The 18,735-nt window shown below is 60.3% G+C and carries 17 protein-coding genes; 11 read left to right on the plus strand and 6 right to left on the minus strand.

Annotated features, from left to right (window positions below):
- Positions 1-30 precede the first annotated feature (30 nt).
- Positions 31-753 (minus strand): TetR/AcrR family transcriptional regulator, encoded by a 723-nt coding sequence (locus tag RFA01S_RS20090; protein WP_080731109.1) that lies wholly within the window; start codon positions 751-753, stop codon positions 31-33.
- A 76-nt stretch (positions 754-829) separates the two neighbouring features.
- On the opposite strand from RFA01S_RS20090, the gene RFA01S_RS20095 reads away from it, so the two are divergent.
- Entirely contained in the window at positions 830-1,144 is a 315-nt protein-coding gene (locus RFA01S_RS20095) for a DUF1330 domain-containing protein (RefSeq protein ID WP_032389318.1), read from the plus strand.
- Between the two features lie 159 nt (positions 1,145-1,303).
- Here RFA01S_RS20095 and RFA01S_RS20100 read toward each other — a convergent pair whose 3' ends face one another.
- Positions 1,304-2,638 (minus strand): HupE/UreJ family protein, encoded by a 1,335-nt coding sequence (locus tag RFA01S_RS20100; RefSeq protein WP_032389317.1) that lies wholly within the window; start codon positions 2,636-2,638, stop codon positions 1,304-1,306.
- Between the two features lies 1 nt (position 2,639).
- Positions 2,640-3,824, minus strand: coding sequence for a DUF3500 domain-containing protein (locus tag RFA01S_RS20105; RefSeq protein ID WP_202902197.1), 1,185 nt, complete (start codon positions 3,822-3,824; stop codon positions 2,640-2,642).
- A gap of 408 nt (positions 3,825-4,232) precedes the next feature.
- On the opposite strand from RFA01S_RS20105, the gene RFA01S_RS20110 reads away from it, so the two are divergent.
- Positions 4,233-4,493 carry a hypothetical protein gene (locus tag RFA01S_RS20110; RefSeq protein WP_072692158.1) on the plus strand — a complete coding sequence of 87 codons (261 nt, stop codon included), beginning with the start codon at positions 4,233-4,235 and terminating at the stop codon, positions 4,491-4,493.
- Positions 4,494-4,677: 184 nt separating this feature from the next.
- Here RFA01S_RS20110 and RFA01S_RS20115 read toward each other — a convergent pair whose 3' ends face one another.
- Positions 4,678-5,811, minus strand: a complete 1,134-nt coding sequence (locus RFA01S_RS20115; RefSeq protein WP_032389315.1) for a hypothetical protein — start codon at positions 5,809-5,811, stop codon at positions 4,678-4,680.
- Between the two features lie 528 nt (positions 5,812-6,339).
- Here RFA01S_RS20115 and RFA01S_RS20120 point away from each other — a divergent pair.
- Together RFA01S_RS20120 and RFA01S_RS20125 are read left to right on the plus strand one after the other, a co-directional pair.
- Positions 6,340-6,867 carry an Lrp/AsnC family transcriptional regulator gene (locus RFA01S_RS20120; protein ID WP_052060591.1) on the plus strand — a complete coding sequence of 176 codons (528 nt, stop codon included), beginning with the start codon at positions 6,340-6,342 and terminating at the stop codon, positions 6,865-6,867.
- The gene (locus RFA01S_RS20125) at positions 6,867-7,499 is read left to right on the plus strand and encodes a LysE family translocator (RefSeq protein WP_032389314.1); all 633 of its coding nucleotides are present in this window, start codon (positions 6,867-6,869) and stop codon (positions 7,497-7,499) included. The genes RFA01S_RS20120 and RFA01S_RS20125 overlap by 1 nt, the downstream gene beginning before the upstream one ends.
- Positions 7,500-7,739: 240 nt before the next feature.
- Here the strand turns inward: RFA01S_RS20125 and RFA01S_RS20130 are convergent, their stop codons facing one another.
- Together RFA01S_RS20130 and ccrA are read right to left on the minus strand one after the other, a co-directional pair.
- Positions 7,740-8,732 carry an NADPH:quinone oxidoreductase family protein gene (locus RFA01S_RS20130; RefSeq protein ID WP_032389313.1) on the minus strand — a complete coding sequence of 331 codons (993 nt, stop codon included), beginning with the start codon at positions 8,730-8,732 and terminating at the stop codon, positions 7,740-7,742.
- A 52-nt stretch (positions 8,733-8,784) separates the two neighbouring features.
- Complete coding sequence (ccrA, locus tag RFA01S_RS20135; RefSeq protein WP_230597391.1) at positions 8,785-10,068, minus strand: crotonyl-CoA carboxylase/reductase; 1,284 nt, start codon at positions 10,066-10,068, stop codon at positions 8,785-8,787.
- Between the two features lie 341 nt (positions 10,069-10,409).
- On the opposite strand from ccrA, the gene RFA01S_RS20140 reads away from it, so the two are divergent.
- The 7 genes from RFA01S_RS20140 (at position 10,410) to RFA01S_RS20170 (ending at position 18,643) form a co-directional block, all read left to right on the plus strand.
- Positions 10,410-10,700 (plus strand): ArsR/SmtB family transcription factor, encoded by a 291-nt coding sequence (locus RFA01S_RS20140; RefSeq protein ID WP_032389312.1) that lies wholly within the window; start codon positions 10,410-10,412, stop codon positions 10,698-10,700.
- 275 nt (positions 10,701-10,975) lie between these two features.
- Positions 10,976-12,262, plus strand: a complete 1,287-nt coding sequence (locus RFA01S_RS20145) for a PucR family transcriptional regulator (protein ID WP_032389311.1) — start codon at positions 10,976-10,978, stop codon at positions 12,260-12,262.
- A 224-nt stretch (positions 12,263-12,486) separates the two neighbouring features.
- Positions 12,487-12,768, plus strand: a complete 282-nt coding sequence (locus tag RFA01S_RS28555; RefSeq protein ID WP_080731107.1) for a DUF3311 domain-containing protein — start codon at positions 12,487-12,489, stop codon at positions 12,766-12,768.
- A complete protein-coding gene (locus RFA01S_RS20155) occupies positions 12,765-14,375 on the plus strand; it encodes a sodium:solute symporter family protein (protein WP_032389310.1) in 1,611 nt (536 codons plus the stop codon). The genes RFA01S_RS28555 and RFA01S_RS20155 overlap by 4 nt, the downstream gene beginning before the upstream one ends.
- A gap of 34 nt (positions 14,376-14,409) precedes the next feature.
- Positions 14,410-15,216, plus strand: a complete 807-nt coding sequence (locus RFA01S_RS20160; RefSeq protein ID WP_032389309.1) for an enoyl-CoA hydratase/isomerase family protein — start codon at positions 14,410-14,412, stop codon at positions 15,214-15,216.
- Positions 15,213-17,321, plus strand: a complete 2,109-nt coding sequence (locus tag RFA01S_RS20165) for an acetate--CoA ligase family protein (protein ID WP_230597390.1) — start codon at positions 15,213-15,215, stop codon at positions 17,319-17,321. The genes RFA01S_RS20160 and RFA01S_RS20165 overlap by 4 nt, the downstream gene beginning before the upstream one ends.
- A gap of 101 nt (positions 17,322-17,422) precedes the next feature.
- Positions 17,423-18,643: an MFS transporter gene (locus tag RFA01S_RS20170; protein ID WP_032389308.1), complete on the plus strand. Its 1,221-nt coding sequence runs from the start codon at positions 17,423-17,425 to the stop codon at positions 18,641-18,643.
- Positions 18,644-18,735: the final 92 nt, after the last annotated feature.

Here is an 18,735-nt window from a genome sequence, read left to right on the forward strand (position 1 = left end):
TCCTCAGCAGGCCGAGCGGAACGGATTCGGTCAGTCCAGTCCGAGCGTCCGCACCAGGTCGAGCATATCGGCACGATGTAGGGCAGCTGGATTACCTGCTACGGGGTGAATGTGACCGTCGACTTCCAGCGCAACCAGACCGTGAATCCGGCCCCAAACCCGCAACGCGAGCGCTGCTGCAGCGGGCGTGACATCAGGAAGGTCGGCCTGAATCTTTGCCACGAATTCCGGGTGGAGATCGGACCAGGATGTGTCCTGCGGCTGCTGGTGTTGCACGTGAGGCCAGGCCACGGCAACGAGTCGGGTGAGCTCACGGCATACGCGGCGAGCCGTCTGGTCCACTGGGCCATTGTCTGGAGGCTGATAGCCGGGTATCGGGAATCCGTAGAAGAGTCGGAAGCTCTCGGGGTGGGCGAGCGACCATTCTCTGAGAGTCTGACCCCAGGCCAGTAGCCGTCCGCCCGGGTCGGTCTCCGGCACCGCGTGCACGGCCGTTTCCAACGCAGTGCCGAGCGACATTGCGATTCCGCTGATGAGCTCGGTGATCAGGTCGTTTCGAGTGGGAAAGTAACTGTAAATAGCGCGTGCAGTCATTCCCATGTCACGGGCGATACCCCTCAACGAAATTGCCCCTGCACCTCCCTCCGCCAACTGACGCAGTGCGATGGCTGTGATCTCTCGGGTCGTTTCGGTCCGGATCCGCTCTCTCCGGCTGGTCAGCTCTCGGGGGTCAAATTCCTGGTCGTTGCTCACCCTTGGAAGTTACAGGGATACGCTACTATCCGTTGTGTCATTAGTACACGCCGTGTCCAAAGATGGAGAAACCGCTATGCCCTCGTACGTCATCGTCAACTTCGACGTTCTCGACCAGGAGGCCGGTGCCGCCTATGCAGCCGCTGCACAACAGTCCATACTCCTGTACGGAGGTCACCACCTGGTGGCAGGACCAGTGCCCGAGCCGACAGAAGGAGCCTGGCCCGCTTCGGGCTTCGCGGTCATTGAATTCCCCGACATGGACACCATCCGAGCCTGGTACGACTCTCCTGAATACCGGCGTGCCAGAAGTATTCGAGAAGGCAAAGCACGAGTGAGCATGCTGTTCGTCGACGGAATCGCAGCGGACGGCTTTTCGCAGCCCACCTGAGAGTTCGCGACAGTTGCGGTAGCCGCTGGAGGCGGCTGGGCGTCGACTGCTCGGAGCCCACACCGAGCTGTCGGCACCCAGTAGGGGCGTCGCTGAGACGCAATACCCTTCGAGCCCTTCGGCGGAGCTGACCGGGTGTGCCCCTTCTCGGGTTCGGAGTCAGGCTTCGACCTGGGTCGACACGTCGGCTGACACCGACTGTTGCAGCCGTCGTCGACCCGCCGCATTCACCATTGCCGTAATCGCGAGAGCTCCGATCACCCATGGTCCTGCCGCGCCCAGACGGTCAGCTTGCACTGCAACAGTGTTCGGCGTTCCAAGTCGGTCGAACAGCCACCCCAGTGCCGCGACGCCGGCAACCACTGCCCCGCACACTCGCACCGGTGTGTATGCGCGCGTGGACGCAAGCACGATCAGAGACGGCAACACCACTGCGACAATCGCCACCTGCATGAGCTCGATGCCGAGGTTGAAACCCAACAAGCTCAACAACATTTGCGTTGTACCCAGGTTCAGCTCGGCCAACACCACCGAAAACGCAGCACCGTGAATCAATCCGAAGAACCCGGCGACGAACACCTCTTTGCCGACAAAGATCGGCCGAATTGCGTGCGCCGCGCTGATAGCGATACTGACCGCTATCAAGGCCTCGACTGTGCCCGTCCACGGTGCCCAGTGTCCGAGCGAGGCCACGATCAGGGTTGCTGAATGCCCGATCGTGAAGGCAAGGGTGATCTTGGCGATCGATGAGGTAGAGGCACGTACTCCGGAGAATCCACCCCACCGTCTGCCCGAGACGACGAGGGGTGCCGGTAATAGGAGGGTCAGTAGGAATAACAAGTGGTCCGTGCCTTCACGGATGTGGCTCATGCCCAGCTCGACCATCGCGATGAAGCCACGCCACGTGCTTCCTGCGCCGAGATCTATCGTCACTGGCAGCACGCGACCGGTCGCTGTGTCGATTCGTACGACACCGACCTCCGATGGTGCGGTCTCGCCGGCCGAGCCCGACTTCCAGTCCTGGCTGACCGATATCAGTGCGGTGTGTGTGACTACCTGGTGCACCACGGCGTCGTAACCGAGGTGGAAATGGCGGGTGTCGCCACCGGCTGGCGGGGTGAGAACAGCGTCGACTTGCACTTCCTGGTAGCGGCCGGTGGACGTCTGCTCTGCAGCGGTGACTGTTGCCGGTCGGAATTCGACGATCCAGGCTCGACCGTCGAGGGTCATGGGTGCGAAGTGTGCACTCAGGTAGTTGATCATCGCGCCTTGTTGTTGCGCGACAGTGCCTTCCGGGTCGTTTCTGAGATCGATGCCCATGGCCAGGCTCAGGTCGGCGATAGGCAGTTCCAAGTGGGCGGTCACCTTGTCGTTGTCGACGTCGAGCAGCACTACCGAATGTGGCATCGGATGAGCCTGTGCGGTCCCGGCAACCAGGGCCGGAACCGCAACAGCACCTATTACCACCAGTACGGACATAAGGAGCGTTTTCATGTCAAAACGAGAATTCGCCACCGTAGTCGCGCGTGTGATCGCGCCAAATGGTGTGGTAGTGAATCTGATCGGAATAGACAACGCCGTTCTGGCAGACGAATTCGATCCATACGCTGGGGCCGTCGATGCGAACGTAGTCTCCCTGTGATTCCAACGCCGTGCCGCCCGAGTAAGAGACGTATGTTTGATCCAGTTCGTCTTCGTACGTGGCCATCAGAGATTCCTGTGTGTTGGCATCGGCGACCGACACCCATGGCACCATCGCTGCGAGCACAAGCGCCTTCTGATCCTCACTGAGCTCCGAGACAGCAACGCCGGTCTTGGTGTCGGGGAAACCACCGTCTTGATCAGGCCCGAGCAGCACATCTGTGAACGATTCGGTAAGTTTTGCCGACGCCAACTGCGTTTCGTCGAGACTGCTCAACACCGCCAACATCGCCTCCCGGCCCGCGTCCAGCGGAGCGTAGGTGACGCCGTCGGTCTCCCAGGTCTTCGGCTCCACTCCGATGAAGTACGGCGTCGCTCCGGCAACGACGCCGCCGGCGTAGGTCAGATTCACTGCGAGGTGGTGGCCGCCGAAGTGCACCTGCCAGCTGCCGTCGTCGCTGGGGGTGCCCAGAATGGCGAGGTAGTAGTTGCCACTGGAGTACGCACCGCCGCCGCCACCACCGCCGCCATCGGTGGATTCGCCATCGCCGGGCGGCACGCCTGCGGCGTCGCTCGGTGCTCCCGAGGGAGCAGTGCCGGCAACACTGGGACCGCCGACCGGAGGAGTGCCACCTCCTTCTCCGCCGGAGCCAGAGCGGGTGGTCTGAGCGGTGCCGAGAACATCGTCGGCTGCAAGGATCTGCATGGCTTGGTCATATCCTTGGCCCTTGGCAGTGCCCATCGCAGCCTGCAAGAGGGCTTTGGCCGAGGTCAGCTGATCTTCATCCAACGTGCTGAATTCGATCCCGACGCGGCAATCAGCTCCGCACGGCAAATTCGACCACGCGGTGGCGTTATCCTCGGTGAACTCGAGTCGAGCCTCGGTCTGCTGTGTGTCGTCGAGAGTGTCCAAGAATGCGTTCGCCGCTGTCGTCACTGCCTCGACGGATGAGTCGGTCGACGCCGCGGTGGACGTGGCCGGTGTTGCACCTGAAGAATCCGAGTTGCTGGTGTCGGACGAGCATGATGACAATGCCACCGCGGCTCCCACCAGTAACACTGCAGTCCGCACCGCGGAATGCCGTTCCAGCATCGTAGTAAAAGTCATAACGTGCGCCCCCTTTTTTGGTTTCGAGAAACGTAATCTGCGCATAGATAACACTAGTTGTTGCCATTTTGCACATTCGTCGACTCACAGCAAATTCGGATGAAATTTACATTATTGACGTTGAAGGATAAAGCGCCGATCAGCGAATCGACTGTACTCATTTCTCAGCCGTTGGCGGCGGCACAAGATTGCCTGCCACCACCTGCATGGGACGACACGTGCGTGACAAGCAATCCGGCGTTGCCATTCGATTGAAAGGCTCCGGACAGCTGATCCCAAGCTTTGCGACATAGCGTTTGCCTGGCACCAACAACGACAACAAGTACCCAGGAGTCCCTCATGAAAAACCATCTCGTAAAAATTGCAGCTGTGTCCGGAATTGCGCTGGCCGGGCTGGGAATAGGTGCCGGTGTCGCATCGGCAAGTCCCGTAGCGCAGGCGAACCCTGCGCCCGCTCAGCAGCAGGCACCCGCACCCCAGTCAGCCGCATCACAGCAGCAGGCACCCGCTCCGCAACCAGCCGCACCACAGCAGCAAGCACCGGGACCCGTCGGCCACGGCTTCTGGTTCTTCTCCCAGTGGATTCCACTGCCTTTCTGATACCTCGGAGAATGATTGATGCCCCTGCGGCCTGCTCACGATCGAACAAACCGCAGGGGCGTCGCCGTCCTCACCGACCGAAAAGCGAATGCCTGAAAGGCTTGCGTCCACGCTCTACGCTGTTTCTAAGCTCGACGTCAGCGGCAGCGCGAGACCACCGCGTTGCTGTGTGGGCGGTTCTTTGTCATGGCTTGAGCTTTCCGAGGCCGGGACTTTCGAAGCACAGTGCGTAGATCATCATCCAGATCAGCCACCAATCGAACCATCCCAGCGCGTTGCCATTCATTCGGTCGGTGACAGCCGGTTCGTGTAGCACTACGTCGGCGACGAAATAGTAGTACGCGAGGAAAGTCAGTACACCGAGAATGAACGTTATGAGTATCCGTGCCACAACGTTCTGCGCGACCGATCCGTTCGTAGGCTTGTTACCGAAGCAGTTTGCCCAGAAAAGCATGCAAAAAACCCAACAGATGCCGATTTGGGCTGAGTAGCTCGGCAGGGTTGCACCGAGCTGGCCGACGTCGGATCCCAGCGTCACACGGGCAACTGCCTGCAGGAAAAAGTACAAGCCGATTCCGAGTACCGCATTACCGACCGTGGCCGCGAGTGCCGTTCGTGTCGCGGACCCGGCCAGCTTCCATGGCCAGTTCTCTGCGAGGACTCCGGTCATCAGGATGGAAACGACAATGCTGAAGAAAACTCCGATGACGGTGCTGGTATCGAGCAGTGCCGAGCCCGGTTCGACCCAAGTGGCCACGCTGGGCAGACCGAAGATGAGATACAACGCCGTGGTCGGGATAATGAGCACGACGATTTGTGCTGCCCCGAGCCACGGTTGCGCCAACCCGGTCAGCGAACTCGGCCAGTGGGCCCAATTGACGACGCTCATCAGATATACGACGAACCCGAACAGAACCCACAGCCCTCCGGTGAAGTAGCCGAGGCCGTCTTCACGGCCCCCAGCGAAAGACGGGTCGATAGAACCCCAGAAATGGGAGAGGCCGTATGTCACGACGACCGCGAATACGATTGCGGCAGCTACGGTGAACAATCCTTTGACGGGTTGTCTGAACCTCGCGAATGCCGTGAATTCCTGGTTGGAGCCAAGACCCACGAGCCCGAGAACACTCCAGAACAACAGTGCGGTGTAGGGCTGCGGGTACCCGGACAGTGGGCTCCACTCTGGATCCACAAGCAAGTACCACGACGCCACTGCCAGTGCCGTGATCAGAATAAGGTTGCCGAGTCCGAACAGGACCCAACGGCTCCGTCGGTCCGGCACGGTTTCGACTGTGGGATGTGAGTCAGTTGTCGTCATGAGTGACGTCCATTCAGGGAGGCGGACGTGGCAATTGCCACGGGAATCGGCAAGGTGCACCTTCAGTCAATTGTTCTGCCTCACAGCTAAAGTCAATTGTGATGTGCATCACTCTGTTGGTTTTCGGTCGCAGTACTTGCCGCACACGTTCTGAAGCCCGGAAGATGCATCTGCCACCCCATGTACACCACCCGGCATCAACCCCGCTCCGCGCCGACTCGGTGGAGCGACTTCGGAGAACGGACACTCGAACCGTCTCGAACGGAACGCTCAAACGTTCTGCGCCAGAACCGATCGCACCGCACTATCTGTGCCGATAGGTCAGCAGTAGGGCATCCATCGGACTCGCAGCAGGAGGGCGACGAACCCACGCGAAAAGCTTGCAAGTCACATCGCTGGCGAAGCGGTCATCGCAACCGAGGACTTCGCAAGTGAACCAACGTTTGGTATCCATTTAGTTCGTAACACCTTACTTTTGTAGTTAAGTTTTAGCTTGTGACTACAACTCATAGGCGCTATGGTATCCACATGACAGTGAACGAGGAGAGCGTAGAAGCGCGAATTCGTCTGGACGACACAGATTTTGAACTACTCAAGCTGCTGCAAGAGGACGGCAGGGCGACACAGGCGCATTTGGGCAAGACAGTGGGACTCAGCGGACCGTCAGTATTCGCACGCATCAAACGGATGGAAAAGGCGGGGGTCATCTCCGGGTACACCGCGGTGGTCCACGGCTCATTCGTCGGTCAGGGCTTAACGGCGTTCATTCGCGTGGTGACCGTTGCCGCGGCAAGCGAAAAGGATGAGTTCGAGGATTTCGTTCATTCCTCACCCATGGTTCACGAGTGCCACGACGTCGACGGCGAAGACAGCTATCTGTTGAAAGTAAAAGTTTCCGGACCTGCTCAGTTGCGCGTCTTGCTTGCCGATATTCGGTCGATCGAGCATGTCGCACGAACGGTCAGCACCATTGCGCTCGAGACGGTGAAAGAACATGGCGCGGGTGCCTTCCTGGCATTCGCCCGTGTCCCGACCGCCGGTTCGGACGCCGAGTAATGGGGGAGGTCGTTTTACTGGCTGCGTTGCTCGGGCTCGGTGCCGCGGTTTCCGTAGGGCCGATCTTCGTCACGATCGTGCAGGAGTCAGCCACGCGCGGGTTTTCCGCTGGGTTTCGTGTGATCTTGGGATCGGCTGTCGCGGATCTGCTTTTGATGGTGCCCGCCTTGGCGTTCGTCGGTGTGATCGCCGCTATCGACGGCGCACGCTTGTGGATAGCCATCATCGGTGCTGCTGTACTCGCTGGATTTGCTGTGCAAGCACTGCGAGACGGGTGGCGAATGTGGACGGTGCCGACCGATAGGAAGGGGCTGAAGCCGACCCGGTGGGCGTTCTGGAAGGGAGCTATTAGTAACCTCGCAAACCCCCTGACATGGGCATTCTGGCTTGCAACCGGCGTCCCGGCCCTGGCACGAGCCAGCGATCAAGCAGGTGTCGTCGGGTTACTCGTGTTCACCGCCGTATGGCTGGGCATCGCGATCGCCGTAGAATCATCGGTCGCAGTTGCGGTGTCGGCGACTGGTCGACGGATCGGCCCGAAAGGTCAAGCCGGGCTTTCGATCGCCTCCGGCATCTTGTTTTTCGTCTTCGGCATGGTCATAGTGATCGCAGAGGTAATGACGACGAGATGAAGTGTAGATGTCGGAGCCACCGATGCATGACATGGTTGTTTGGCGGGCACCGTACGACGTCGGCGAACGGTGCCCGCCAAGCATTCGCCTCGACCTGGGGGACGGGAACCAGGCATGACGCGCTTCTGTAAGCCTGGCGGACAATCGATCTCAGCCGTAGTTACCCTTTACACACGGCAGAAACTCCAGCGGGCGTCGCGGCGGTAGATCGCGAGACGTGCAACTTAACCGATGATTCGGTCACCGACCAGTCAACGTCATGACCGACTTACCGAGGATGCGTCCGCTGGCGAGGTCATGCAGCGTCTCCGCGACTTGTTCGATGGAAACGGTGCGGGAGATGAGCGGTACGATCTTCTGCTGTTCATACAGCTCGAAGACTTTGGTCTGCGCGAACTGCACGATATCAGGACGATATTTCCAGTACAGCGACCAATGCAGACCGGCAATAGTGTAGTTCTTGACCAACGCGTGGTTGAGGCGCGGTTGTGGGGTCGTACCGCTCGCAAACCCTACGATGATTATACGACCTTCGAAGCTGATGTACTTCGTTGCTTCTTCGTACGAATCACCACCGACGGACTCGAATACGATGTCGGCCAGTCCATGGGGAGAAGCCTCTTTGACCCGAGTGATCACGTCGCCTTCCAGGCGATCGATCACGAACGGTACACCGTGAGACTCGACCAAGGCTTTCTTCTCTTTGCCGGAGACGATACCGATGACAGTCGCACCGCCGGCCATGGCGATCTGTGCAGCGGCGAGCCCGACACCGCCCGCAGCCGAGGTTACGACGACGACATCACCAGAGCACATTCGACCGCGGCGATGCAGTCCGAGCCATGCGGTCAGATACGTCAAATGCAGTGTGGCGGCGGAGGAATCAGGTATGCCGGTCGGAACAGCGAGCGCAGTTCGACTGTCCAACAACGTGTATTCGGCAAAGCCCCCACGGGGTAGCAGCGGCTGTCCCACAACCCTGGTCCCGACCAAGCTGGACGGGGCGTCGTCGCCGACCGCTTCGACGACGCCGCATGTTTCCAGTCCTGGAGTAAAGGGAAGGTCAGGTTTGACCTGATACTTACCACGGCACAGCAGCACGTCGGCGAAATTGAAGGCTGTTGCCCCGACCCGCACCAAAATCTCTCCGGGTGCCGGATGGGGCGCTTCGATTTCCAGCATCGAAAGGGCTTCTCGAGGCTCGCCGTGCTGCATTACGTGCCATGATTTCATTTGCTGCTACCACCGTTCTCGGCTGTTGTTCACATCGGACAGTCGCGAATATTTAAGCGCGCTTGCCTGCTTGCGGATCGGCTGCACCGACGAGGATGACGGTGTTACCGAAAACTTCCTCGCCTCGCCCCATCTCCGCGTGCGCGCGCGGAATGTCGTCGATGGTCAGAACTCGGCCGACGCACGGATCGATGCGCCCGTCGACGACGAGCTGATTGTAAGCTCTAGCTTGCTCGCCGTTAGTGCCGTGTGAGCCCTGCAGACGCTTCTGTCGGGTCCAGTGGTAACGGAGGTCGACCATTGCATCGAATCCGGTAGTTCCAGCACAGATCGTGACCATTCCGCCCGGGCGGCACACGAAGATGCTGGTGGGTACCGTGGCAGCACCGGGGTGCTCGAACACGATCGCGGGGTCCTCTTTTGCCCCCGCGATCTCCCAGATTTTCTTGCCGAAGGCCCGGGCACCGGCCGTCCACACCTTCTGACCTTCTTTGTCGTCGACGAGAGGCGGAATTCCCCAGTGATCGAAATCGCGACGATTGATGTACCCGATCGCGCCGTGCTTCATGGCGTACTGACCCCGCTCGTCGTCGGAAACGACCGCGATCGCGCGGCCACCTGCTTCGCGGACGAGCTGCGATGCCTGTGTCCCCAGTCCGCCGGATCCGCCCCATACCAGGACGAGATCACCGTCTTGGACGGTGTTGCCCGCCCACCCGTGCAGCATCCGATACGCGGTGGTGCCCACGAGGGTGGGGGCAGCAGCTTCTGCCCATGACAGGTGCGGGGCCTTGGGCAGTACCTGATGTGCCTGCACCCGCGCGAACTGTCCGAACGATCCGTAATTGGTGTCGTAACCCCAGATACGCGCGCTCGGCGCGATCATCTCGTCCCGGCCTGCGGCGATCCATGGGTCCTTCTCATCCCAAACTCCCGGATGTATGACCACTTCGTCTCCGATGGCGATGTTGTCGACGCCGTCGCCGACCGCATACACAATGCCCGAGGCATCCGAGCCGCCGATGTGGAAGTCCTCGGTTTCGCCGCGCTTGTTGCGCGTCGCGACCTGATCTACTGGATAGCCCTGTGCCGCCCACACATTGTTGTAGTTGATGCCGGCAGCCATCACTGCGATCAAGACCTCGCCCGGTCCGATCTTCGGTGTGGGCACCACTTCGTGCTGAAAGGCGGTGGCCGGGTCGCCGTAGCGGTCCGGCCGAATAACCTGCGCGTGCATCTTCGGTGGCACTGCGCCCAGCGGCGGAACTTGCCCCACATCGGGAACTTCGAGATGCGGATCGGAGACGGTTTGACGTTGATCGTCGAGAAGGATCACGAGGAACTCCCAGATAGTTCGAAATATGTAAAACTATAGAACCATACGAAAGTCCTTCGCTGCAAGCATTTTTCAGCATCGACGTACCAATGCAACACCACTTGAACATATTGCGGCGTAAGCACGTTCGTCGTTGCGGAATCTACGAACCGCACCGAGTCCGCCCTATCTGAGTCACCTCCTACGGATTCGGTCGTCGGCAGCGACCCCGATCGGCGCGGTGCTGTGTCGAGGGCTGCGCGTGGAATGGTGATCGACTCGCATCTAGACCCGTGAAATGTGTACGCTGAAAGTTCGTAAGTGACTGAACTATGAAACGATCAGGACAAAGGGGCACAGCAATGGTGCACGGCGCTCCGGCCACGTTCGATGCTCACGTGGAGATTCTCAAGGCCATCGCCGATCCGGTCCGATTGGACCTGCTCAGGCGGGTGGCGGCGGTTCCCGAGATGGCATGCACCGACCTGGTGGAAGCTACCAACGTCGCGAAGTCGACGGTGTCCTACCACATGAAAATGCTGCGCATGGCCGGGCTCATCGAAGTTCGCAAAGTAGGCCGCAACTTTTTCTACACCTACCAGCCCGATTCGATCCAGGCTGTCGCTGCTGTTCTAGACGACCTCGGACACTAACGCCGCAACCGCGCGGTATCAGGAAGTGCGATGAGACTTACTCATCTCGGGTTACGAACCCACCGCGCTCACCCGTCCTCGCGCGCGCTACTCGCGCCTCGAGAAGCTGCCCTGCGTGTTCTGTACGCGCTGACAGCGAGTCCGCGGTCGATCCCTCCGCGGCGATGGACAACGCTGCTCTCGCGGCAATCAGAGGCAAGATGCGCCTTTACTGAGAGTGCCGAACCGATCAGCATCGTGAACGATCATCTGGCTTCCGCCGGCGGGTCCCTGTCGTGAACGACGATGCTGCGCAGTCGGATGCAACCGCTGGTGATCCGTACGCCGCCCGCCGACGATCCCTGATGCAACGAATGCACGAACGTCGCCACGAACTCGCGAGCCGACTCGTCGACGAATTCCGACAGGCCATGCCCGAATATCAGCAGCTCTCAGAGGCAGTGCTCAGTGACGTAGCCGAAATGTCGGTACACAACATCGACCATCTCGCACGTACCTTCGCCGACGGGTTCACTGGCGCGGACGATGATGTCGAGTGGTTAAGACGCAGCGCGGCACGTCGTGTTCACCAACATGTCAGTTTGCCCTCCCTACTCAGAACCTACCGGTTGTCCGGCACAGTGCTGTGGCGGGCGATCTGCCAGGACGCCGGCGACGACCCCATCGGCAGACAACTCGCCCTCGACTGCGCGGACGCCATGATGCGGTACACGGACAGCGTCTCGTCGGCGATCGCGCAGGCCTATCTCCGAGAGTCGACTGCAGGACCGACGAGTGGGAGCGCCCTCCGTGCGGACGTGATCGAGACCATCTTGACCGGCAAACCGGTCAACGAAGCGGCGCGACGCCAGGCCGCCGCGTTGTCGATGACACTCCGCGAACGTGCACTGTTCGTGGTCCTTCTACGCGTGAAAGATCTAGACGATTCATCTGCAGGTGTGCAAGTCGGTTTGCGACGGATGCGTGAGCAACTGACGCCCAGGACCGGCACCATTCTCGTGGGCGTGTGGGACACAGAAGTCATCGCCGTGTGTTGCCCCAGTGACGACGCAGATCATCGCGAGTTGGAGGCTGCGTGCCACAGACTCGTTGACGCGAACGCCGGTTGGACAGTTGGTCTCGGTCGGCTGTCCGAGGGAATGGCAGGGGTACGCCGGTCGTACAAAGAAGCAAGCGAGGCAATCGAGCTCGGACTTTCGGCCGGCTGGAACGGCCGAGTAATACGCTTCGCCGACGTGCTGCTCGACCAGATCCTTCGCTCGACCCAGCATCTCGATGCTCTCCTCGAGGAAACAGTGCAGCCGCTTGCGGACTACGACAGCCGCAAGGGCACCGACCTGGTCCTGACGCTGAGGGCGTACGTCGCGTCCAACTTCAACCTGACCAAGGCCGCGTCGAGTCTCGGCGTCAATCCGAACACAGTCGTCTATCGCTTGCGTCGGATCCGCGACCTCACCCACCGCGATCCGGCGGTCTCGGACGACCTCCTTCTGCTCGCACTTGGACTCCGGCTGTTCGACTCCGCGCCACTTACAGCCCGATCCGCTTCACGCAGACTGTAGAAAACGCGAGAAACCCGCCGAAAACTCCTCAGTTCTTCTGATGACAGTGCGGACCTGAAGACCCAATACTTTGCAGTGTGTCCCACGACACGGTCTTATCTGAACCGCATCTGAACCGAATCTGAACTGATCCCGCCGTAGTGATCTCCCGCCCCGGAACAGTCGGCTGATGCCTGGATTGGTCAGAGCTCCTGGCCAATCGTTTCGTCACATAGGAGTCCTTGATGGGCAACACCCCAGGATCGAACAGATCCGAGACGCGTGTGCTCCGCCGCAAAGATCCCGCGTGGATTGCAGTGAGCGCAGCCATACTCGCGGTGCCGCTTTGCTTATCGTTGGCCACCCCGCTTTACGATCGCGTGACCCCCACGCTGATCGGAATTCCATTTTTCTACTGGTTCCAGCTGCTGCTCCCTCTCATGACAGCTCTAGCAACCGGAATCGTCTATCGGCTTCTGTTCACAGGAGACGGAGCCGACGAAGACGGAGAGGAGCTCCAGGTATGAATGCTCAGCCACTGTCCATCGCCGTTTTTATCGCTCTGTTCCTGTTCATCACCGCAATGGGCTTCGGAGCCACCAAATGGCGCAGTAAGGGCAAGATAAACAACCTTGACGAATGGGCGCTTGGTGGCCGCACGTTCGGGCCGTTCATCACGTGGTTTCTTCTGGGTGGAGAAATTTACACCGCGTACACGATCATCGCCTTGCCTGCCGCGGTTTTCAGCGTGGGAGCGTTCGGTTTCTACGCAATGCCCTACGCCGCCATAGCCTATATTCTCGGCTTTCTGTTCCTGCCAAAACTTGTCACACTGTCGCGCCAGAACGGCTACGTGACACTGACCGACTTCGTGAACGACCGCTTCAAATCCAAGTGGCTCGGACTTGCTGTCACTGTGACCGGATTGCTTGCAATACTTCCGTACCTCGCACTCCAGTTGATCGGTCTCGAAGTAGTGTTCGGATCGCTAGGAATCGGCGGTAGCTCGAGCAGCTGGCTGGTCAACCACATGCCGTTGTTCGTCGCGTTCGGCATCCTGGCGGCCTACACGTACTCGGCCGGTTTGCGAGCGCCTGCGCTGATTGCATTCGTCAAAGACATCTTGACGTATTTGGTCTTGATTGCGGCAGTGATCTTCATCCCGATCAAACTGGGTGGATTCGAGACCATCTTCGATCGCGCTGCGGATGCGACAGCGGCCAAGGGCGCTGCCGAGTCGCTTTCCACCATAGATCCCGGGGTATACCTGACGGTGGCGTTCGGTTCGGGATTGGCGCTGTTTCTGTACCCGCACGCTATTACCGGACTGTTTGCCGCAAAGGGCGCGAAGACAGTGCGACGCAATATGTCGATGCTGCCCATCAATGCGGTGTTCATGGGAATTGCTGCTCTGCTCGGAGTGATGGCGCTAGCAGCAGGAATCGTGCCTAAAGACGGCAATCCTCAGTACGCGGTACCTCAACTTCTGATCGAGTCCTTTCCATCGTGGTTCGTCGGGATCGCATTCGCAGCCATCGCGATGTGCGCTCTCGTTCCGGCAGCCATTATGGCCATTGCGGCCGGCAATCTTGTCAGCCGGAATCTTTATCGAGAATTTGCGCGCCGCCCAGTGACGTCGGCATCGGAGACGTTGGTTTCGAAGATTGTCTCGGTGCTGATCAAAGTCGGCGCTCTGGTGTTTGTACTCACCCTCGATCCGAAGATTGCGGTGAACTTCCAACTTCTGGCTGGCATTTGGATTCTTCAGATTCTCCCCACGATCTTGATCGGGCTGTTCGTACCCCGTTTCGTCGTGCCGCGCGCCCTTCTCAGTGGGCTTGTCGTCTCCATCGTGTACGGAACGTGGGCCGTCTACGAGATCAAGACGCCGACTGGCGCACCTTTTGGCGGATCGACGGCAACGCCGTTCTTCCTCAGTTCCCCAGTGTATGTCGCAGTCTCCGCGCTGGTCGTCAATTTAGTGGTCGCCGCGGTCATAAGCCTGATCACCTGGGCTGTCCGCGCGAATACTCGACGCGGCCGAGGGAACGAGGGCGACACACCGGTCGACAGCGCGCTCAGCACTAGCCAGTCCGAGAGTCCCTCCGGCGCGATTGCAACACCCAAGATCTGACTTGAACTTTTTGCACGAGAAGGAGCTCGAAAGAATGACACCCGGTATACGCACCGATGACGAGGGCCCCATCAGGGTCCTGACGATCGACAATCCCTCCAAACGCAACGCATTCTCCGGCGATATGGCAACCACTCTGCTCACGGAACTCGATCGAGCCGATGCGGATCCCACGGTTCGTGCCATCGTGGTGACCGGAGCGAACGGCTACTTTTCGGCCGGACACGACCTCACAGAGGTTCTGGAAAACCCGGATACCGGTGGTGACCCGGTCGCCAACGCCGCATTCTCACGGCCGTCGGAGATTCTCACCCCCGTCATCGGGGCGGTGGACGGCCCTGCGTATGCCGCAGGCTTTTTGCTCACTCTCAATTGTGATCTGCGAGTGGCAACTCCGGACGCACGCTTCTGCGGAGTCGGCGCGGCAATCGGAATCGTGCCGATCGCTGGTGCACTGAGTCGACTTCTCGACCTGGTGGGCTACCCGACGGCGTACCGATGGCTCGCGACGGCAAAGCCGTTCGGAGCCGAAGAAGCAGAGCGGCGCGGCTACGTCTCGTCCGTACACCGCGGCGAAAGAGCGCTCGACGGTGCACTCGAACTTGCTCATTCGATCGCCGCCGTGTCTCCGGCCGTGGTCACCGCGATCAAGGCCGGGCTCACCCACAGCATGCGATACGGGGTCGACGCCGGCCGGGCGGCGGAGACCCAGCTGTCCGAGCTTGTCCGCGCCCTGCCGGACGGCGATGAGGGCGTCCGATCGTTCCTCGAACGTCGCGCCGCTGTTTTCCCTGATGTTCCCGAAGGGCTGAACGCCCGAGTTTTGGAGGTTTTGTCGTGACTGCCGTGGAAATGGTGCCTGGAGTACGTCTGCGTGACGATGTAATTCGCAATCTCGCAATCGATTACGGGATTCCGGCCAACCCGGTTACTTTCGCTACTACTGCGGCGGAGGCAGCGTCGTTCGCCGCAGTTCATGGCCGCCCGGTGGCAGTCAAGCTCGTCGCGCACGGTGTCGTGCACAAGTCCAAGTCCGGCGGCGTTCTACTTGGGCTCGAACCGGACGAAGTGGGCGGGGCCGTGGAACGGTTGTTCACGGAGCAAGAAGCACGAGGCGTTTCGGTCATCGGAGTCACGGTGGAACCGATGATTGCGCCCGGCCTCGAAGTAGTGGTCGGCGCTCTTCATGATCCCAATTTCGGGCCGATCGTCATGGTCGGCACGGGTGGAGTCGACGTCGAAACAGTCGGTGATTTCGCATTCGCACCGGCACCGCTCGACCGTGATGGAGCCTTCCGATTGCTCGATCGAACTCGAGTGGGTGCGGTATTGCGTCAGCGATTCGCAGCGAGCCATTCCGCGCTCGCCGATCTCCTGGTTCGGGTGGGCGGATCGACGGGCCTACTCCTCTCCGAGCCGATCGATCAGATCGACTTCAACCCCATTGTCGTTGGACCCGACGAGATTGTTGCCGTCGATGCCAGGGCGATCACTCGCGACCACAACCTTCCCCGTCACGCAGACCTACCTGTTCCCTACGACGTGTTCGGACAGCTCAGACCCGCCATCTACCCTTCGTCGCTGGCGATCGTGGGAGCATCTGCGGATCCGGCCAAGATGGGCCATCGCGCGGTCAAGAGCGCGATCGAACAAGGCTTCGAGGGTGCGCTGTATCCGGTCAGTAGGTCCTCGAGTGAGATACTCGGCCGGCCGGCCGTCGGCACCATCGCCGAGCTTCCCGAAGGCGTCGACCGAGCAGTTGTCACACTTCCGGCCGCAGCTGTACCCGACGCGTTGCGTGAACTGGCTAAGCGGGGCACCAAGAGTGCGCACGTGTACACCTCGGACACGGAAGACCTTAGCGATGTCGCTGCCGGAACAGGCATGCGAGTGCTCGGCCCGAACGCGCTCGGTCTGTACACCCCGTATTCGCGGCTGACGATGATCGGCAGCGCCGCATCGTCCAACGAAGTGGGATCGATTGCCGTGATCTCCCAGTCCGGCACCTACGCAGGCGATGTCATCCGACGTGGACAAGAGCTCGGGATCAAATACAGCTTCGTCGCCTCGATCGGCAACTGCGACGACGTCACTCCGTCCGAGTACTTGGCGTTTTGTGAGGCCGATCCTGCTACCACGCTCGCGGCCTTCTACCTCGAGGACGACAGCGATGCCCACCGGTTCTTCGCACTTGCAAAACGCGTGACGAAGCCCGTGGTGCTGTTCAAGGGTGGACGCAGCGTTGCCGGCGGTGCCGCAGCGTCATCCCATACAGGTGCGCTCGCGTCGGACCCACGACTCCTGCGCGATGCGGCAGCTGCCTCTGGAGTCGTTCTCGTCGAAAGTATCGAAGAGCTGCTCGACACGTTGATGGTGGCTCAGTACACGGACACATTCGTGGGCAAGCAGCTCGGAATCGTCGGTGGGGGCGGCGGTGTGGCAGTCGTGGGAGCGGACACAGCACACGAAAATGGTCTGACACTGCCGCCCGTGTCGACCGCGACACAGGACGCACTCTCAAGGTTCAGAGCCCCAGGCGTGAACTTGAGCAACCCAGTCGATATCTCCATCTGGTCGTTGTACGACGAGACCGGCCCGTTCACCGGATCCTTGGTCGAGGCGCTGGCGCTGGACCCCGCGATCGACTGCCTGTGCGCGTACCTCGACCTCGGCACCGCCTGGGATATTCAAGGGGGAACAGAAGCCGCCGAACTGATCACGATGCTCACGCGCGACATGCTCACAGCCAACCGCGGCGATGTGACCATGGTGATGTCCCTACGGAGCAGCCTCAGCGTGGACCAGGACTCCCTGGTGCGGCATCTGAGAACGGTAGCCGCCGAGCACGGTGTCGCCCTGCTCGAATCGGTCGATCGTGCGATCGCGGCGCTGGGCCGAGTGCGAGCAATGAACCTCTACCGCGCTCAGCGCTCGACGCACAGCTAGTCAAAGTCGCGGACACCGACCGCAGCTGAAAGAGCAACGTCGACTCTGCTCTGCGACAACACATTCGATCACGACTTCGGCCATTACGAGAGGCATATTGCATGAGAACGCTGTCAGACGATCCGCAGGAGAAGGCCAACTCCGTGGCGGCAGTCCGAACCGTGTTCGGCAGCTTCGTCGTAATGGCCGTAGTCGGTTCGATGTACGGGATGAGCGCATTATTGGTGCTGATTCCCGGTGCTGCACCATCGAGGTTGCCGCTGTCGGTACTCGGATTCGGCGCGGCAAGTGCCGGTCTAGCGGCCGGAACGGTGATTGCAGGCAAGCTCTTGATCAAACTAAGCCCCCGTACGGTGGGTGTGGTCGGCGCGATCACATGGTCTACCACCGCAATGATCTCCGGCGGGTTGGTCGCCGCAGGGCAGTGGAGATTCGCTCTCGCCCCTCTCGCGCTGGGGGGAATCGGTATCGGACTCACCTACCTGACGGTCGTGGTGAACCTCGGCCCACGATTCCCGAACCGCCCAGTTCTGGGCGCCTCCATCGGCCCCGCCGGCTTTTCGGCAGGAACTGTGGTCATCAGCCTGACCAGCCTTGTCACTCTCGGATCCAGTTCCACGCCAGCTCAAGTCGGATCGATCATCGTCGTGCTCGGCGTCGTCGGCTTCGTACTCAGTCTCACTGGTCGATGGCTGCCCGGGACCAGGCCAACCGAAGCCTCGACCGGAGTAGGCCGAGCAGCACAAGCTCCCCGACTATCTGCGACCCAGACTCTCCGGCTGGCCGTGCTTCTAGGTGTCAACGCGCTACCCGGCATGTTGCTGTTGAGCTTCGCGTTCCCCATTTTGGAATCTTGGACTTCTCTGTCGTACCAACAGATTGCGACTGTTCTGGCGGCAAGCATGGTCATGCTCTTCGCCGGCGGTCTCATTTCGCCCACGTTGACCCGACGCGTCGGTACACGGGGAGCGTTCGTCGCTCTCCTGGCTTTTCGCGGAGTCCTTCTTGTCGTGACCGCCTTTTCGCACAATCCCGTTATCCTGTTCGTGCTCCTCGCGTGCGTCCTGATTGGGCACGGTAGCGGGTTTGCCATACTTCCGGGAGTCACACGCAAGCTCTCGGGCCCTCGAACGTTCGCCAGCGATTACGGGCTGGTCCTCGGATCTTGGGGCCTTTCCGGCGTCCTGGCCACACTGTTGGGGTTGGCCTCCTGGTACCGGAATGATTCGGTGACAGGTGCCCTGCTTGTCACTGGCGCACTGGTACTTCTCACTGCGGTCGGCCTCTCTCGGCAAGGCGTGCGACATCCGCTCCTCAGTTGAACCGGGTTTCGCAGTTCTGTTGCAGGCATTCTCCGGTGCAAAGATTTCAGTGATCTATCAGCACAAAAGATGTCAGGCGCTATTACAGCACC

This window comes from Rhodococcoides fascians NBRC 12155 = LMG 3623 (assembly GCF_001894785.1).
GTDB lineage: Bacteria > Actinomycetota > Actinomycetes > Mycobacteriales > Mycobacteriaceae > Rhodococcoides > Rhodococcoides fascians.